This window comes from Streptomyces sp. UH6 (assembly GCF_013421635.1).
Lineage (GTDB): Bacteria > Actinomycetota > Actinomycetes > Streptomycetales > Streptomycetaceae > Streptomyces > Streptomyces abyssomicinicus.
Map to the genome: position 1 here is coordinate 1 of NZ_JACADT010000594.1, position 3,559 is coordinate 3,559.

Genomic DNA, 3,559 nt, shown 5'->3' on the forward strand with positions numbered 1-3,559 from the left:
TCCTCGGCGACGCGATCGCGGGCTACAACCCGGTCTACGGGCACGGTCTGAGCGCCGCCGCGCAGAGCGTCGTGGCGCTGCGCGAGGTGCTGCGCCGGCACGACCTGGCCGACCCGCTCACCGCGCGCCGCGTCCAGCGGGCGGCGGCCCGTCCGGTCGAGAACGCGTGGAACCTGGCGGTCGGGCAGGACGTCTTCTACCCGGGCGCCGCGGACCGGCCGCCGACCGGGGCGGAACGGCTGCTGGCCCGGTACGTGGACCGGGCCGTCGACGCGGGGGCCCGCAGTCCGCGCGCGCTGCGGATCCTGCTGGACGTGATGAGCATGGAACGCCCCGCGGCCAGGCTGATGCGGCCGGACATGCTGTACCTGCTCCTCCTCGGCCGCAAGAAGCCCCTGCTGGACGGCCCGCCCCTCTCCGAGGCGGAGTTGCGGGCCGCGGGAGTTCCGGTGCCGGCGGGCACGCCGTCCGTCTAGACTGCCGCCCATGACTGCCGGGTCGGCCACGGGCCACGCACGAGTGAGGCGCCCGGCCGCGGCATGACCGCGGCGCGGGCCCGCGGCCCGCCCGACGGTTCCGGATCCACGAACCCCGATCCTTCCGGAACCGCACCCTGGAGACCTTTCCTCATGTCCGTCACCACAGTCCGCCTCGACCACGTCGCCGTCCTCGCCGAGGACCGTGAACTGTCCGCCGAATTCCTCGCCGCCGTCCTGGGGCTCCGGGTCGGAGCGCCCTTCGGCCCGTTCCTCCCGGTCGATCTCGGCAACGGCGTCACGCTCGACTTCTACGAACAGCGCGACGAGCCGGTCCAGGGCCAGCACTACGCCTTCCTGGTCCCCGACGAGGAGTTCGACGCGATGCTGTCCCGGCTGGAGACGCTGGGCGTCACCTACTTCGCCGACCCGCGCCACACCGAACCGGGCCGGTTCAACCGGCTCTTCGGCGGACGCGGCGCGTACTTCGCCGATCCGAACGGCCACAACATGGAGATCATGACCCGTCCCTACGCCCGCCCCTGAGCCGGCCGACGGGTCCGGCTGCCCCACCGGCCCGGTGGAGGTCGCGCAGCAGTGCGACCTCCGCCCCGTGGTGGATCATCTCGCGGTTGACGTGGAGGACGAGCGAGGCCATCGGGTACTCGGCGAACGCGTGCTCCGCCGGGCCGCAGCGCCGGGCGAGCCCTTCCCCGCCGAGCCCGCGCACCCCCGCCGTCCAGGCCGCGTACGCCGCGTCGAGCTGGGCGAGGGCCTCGTCGGCCGTACCCGCCCAGGAAAAGGTCGTGTGGTCGGCGGCCGGGCCGCCGGAAGTGCGCGGCGACCGCATGCCCAGGACGCCGACCACCATGTGGCCCAGCCGCCAGGCGATCGTGGTCACCGGTGGCGGGTCGGGCTCGCGGAAGGCGTGGTCGATGGATGGTGAAAGCGCCGCCGCCGGCCGCGATCGGGGCCGTGCTCCGGCCACGAGAACGCACGCGCCAGCAGTCCGGCACCGGCTCCCAGAAGTACTCCTCGTCGGTCAGGCCGGTCATCCGCGGCCTCATCCGGTCGCGCCGGTGCCGATCGAGCTGCTCGACCAGCTCGTTGTTCCCGTCGATGGCCATCCGTCCACGGCAGGGCGGGGAGCCGTCGGAGGGCGGACGGCGCTCCGCCCCGGCCCGCCGTTCGTCTCCCGAGACGGTGTGGACGCCGCCGACGACGACGGCCGATCATGGGGCGATGAGCGACGACAGCACGCCCGAGCAGGGCTTTCTCATCCTGCACGGCTGGCAGAACCGCCGGCCCGCCGACCACTGGCAGCACTGGCTGGCCGACCGGCTGACCGAGCTGGGGCACGAGGTGGTGTACCCGCAGCTGCCCGACCCGGACGAGCCGCGGCTCGACGTCTGGCTGACGGAGTACGGCAGGCACCTGGCCACGCTGCGCGCCCGGCACCGCACCGTCCTGTGCCACAGCCTGGCCTGCCCCACCTGGCTGCACGCCGTCGCCCGCGGGCAGGTCACCACGCCGGTCGACCGTGTCCTGCTGATCGCCCCGCCCGGCCCCGCCTTCCTGGCCGACCACCCGGAGATCACCCCGTTCACGGCCCCGCCGGTCACCGCGGCCGAGCTGGGCGCCGCGGCCCGCCGCACCCGCGTCGTCTGCGGGGACGACGACCCGTACTGCGTGGAGGGCGCGGAGAACGCCTACGCCGGCCCGCTGGGCGTGCCCGCGGACGTCCTGCCCGGCACCGCCCACCTGAACCCCGCCTCCGGCTACGGGCCGTGGTCCGGTCTCCTCGACTGGTGCCTTGCCCCCACCGGTGACCGCCCCGTCGCGGCGGCCCGGTGAGGACGGCGACGGCCCACCGGGGACGGCGCACGGCGAACGACACGCGGTGAACGACGCGGCGAGGGCGACAGGAGGGGGCGGTCACGGCTAAGGCGGGGGCGTCGCGGATCCCGGCCCACGTCAGCCCATGGTCTTCGCACCGTCCAGGCTCTCCCGGATGATGTCCGCGTGGCCCGAGTGCTGGGCGGTCTCCGCGATGATGTGGAGCAGGGTCCGCCGCGCCGACCAGCGGCCGCCGTCCTCGAACCAGGGCGCCTTGGGCAGCGGGTGGCTCGCGTCCAGGTCGGGGAGGGTGACGACCAGGTCGTCGGTGCGGGCCGCCACCGCCGCGTAGGCGTCGAGCACACCGGCCAGCGTCTCGTCGGGGAGCAGCTGGAACTCCGCGGCGCGCTCCGCCCAGTCGGCCTCCGTCATGTCGGTGAAGTCGCCCATCGACGACGGCCCCTCCAGGATGAAGTCCACCCAGCCCTTCTCCACGCCCGTGACGTGCTTGATCAGTCCGCCCAGGCACAGCTCGCTCGCCGTGGGCCGCAGACGGGCCTGGTCGTCGGTGAGACCGCGGGCGGTGGTGCGCAGGAACTCCCGGTGCCGCCGCAGCATCTCCCGCAGGTCGGCCCGCTCGCCGGTCAGTTCTCCGGTGGTGCCGCCGGTCGTGATCATCTCGTTGACGCTCATCTCGGTCTCCGCCTTCACTTCGGTCTGCCACGGGGGGTGTGACGCCCCTCGCCCTCGGACATGTCCCACGGTAGGAGTCATTGCGGCCACATCCTGTCCGCAACAGCCCCGACACTGGTGGACATGGCGAACACCAGCTCACGCACCCTGCGGTTGCTCTCCCTGCTGCAGACGCACCGCTACTGGCCGGGGACCGAGCTCGCCGGCCGGCTCGGCGTCTCCACCCGCACCCTGCGCCGGGACGTCGAGCGGCTGCGCGAACTCGGCTATCCGGTGGAGGCCCAGCGCGGGGTGGACGGCGGGTACCAGCTGGCGGCCGGGGCGGCGCTGCCGCCGCTGGTCATCGACGACGAGGAGGCGGTGGCCCTGGTGGTGGGCCTCCAGACGGCGGCGCAGCACGCGGTGGAGGGGATGGCGGAGTCCTCGGTACGGGCGCTGGCGAAGGTGGTGCGGGTGATGCCGGCCCGGCTGCGCCGCCGGGTGGAGGCGCTGCGCGCCGTGACGGTGCCGGCCGCCTGGGGCGGCGGTGAGAGCCCCGGCGTGGATCCGTCGGC

The 3,559-nt window shown here is 74.3% G+C and carries 5 protein-coding genes and 1 pseudogene; 4 read left to right on the forward strand and 2 right to left on the reverse strand.

Translation table 11 applies throughout. From position 1 onward, the window contains the following. A pseudogene (locus HW445_RS22640) lies at positions 1 to 476 on the forward strand (pyridine nucleotide-disulfide oxidoreductase); the annotation flags it as partial. Between the two features lie 153 nt (positions 477 to 629). After that, the gene (locus HW445_RS22645) at positions 630 to 1,022 is read left to right on the forward strand and encodes a VOC family protein (RefSeq protein ID WP_151769870.1); all 393 of its coding nucleotides are present in this window, start codon (positions 630 to 632) and stop codon (positions 1,020 to 1,022) included. On the opposite strand, the gene HW445_RS34450 is transcribed toward HW445_RS22645, so the two are convergent. Continuing rightward, positions 994 to 1,377: a DinB family protein gene (locus HW445_RS34450; RefSeq protein WP_374939686.1), complete on the reverse strand. Its 384-nt coding sequence runs from the start codon at positions 1,375 to 1,377 to the stop codon at positions 994 to 996. The two genes, HW445_RS22645 and HW445_RS34450, sit on opposite strands and share 29 nt — an antisense overlap. 341 nt (positions 1,378 to 1,718) lie before the next feature. Between HW445_RS34450 and HW445_RS22655 the strand changes: the two genes are divergently transcribed. Next, positions 1,719 to 2,330 carry an alpha/beta hydrolase gene (locus tag HW445_RS22655; RefSeq protein WP_180222807.1) on the forward strand — a complete coding sequence of 204 codons (612 nt, stop codon included), beginning with the start codon at positions 1,719 to 1,721 and terminating at the stop codon, positions 2,328 to 2,330. A gap of 120 nt (positions 2,331 to 2,450) precedes the next feature. Here HW445_RS22655 and HW445_RS22660 read toward each other — a convergent pair whose 3' ends face one another. After that, positions 2,451 to 3,005, reverse strand: coding sequence for a DinB family protein (locus HW445_RS22660; protein ID WP_180222808.1), 555 nt, complete (start codon positions 3,003 to 3,005; stop codon positions 2,451 to 2,453). 123 nt (positions 3,006 to 3,128) lie between these two features. On the opposite strand from HW445_RS22660, the gene HW445_RS22665 reads away from it, so the two are divergent. Continuing rightward, positions 3,129 to 3,559 (forward strand): YafY family protein (locus tag HW445_RS22665; RefSeq protein WP_180222809.1); only part of this gene is annotated, 431 nt, incomplete at its 3' end.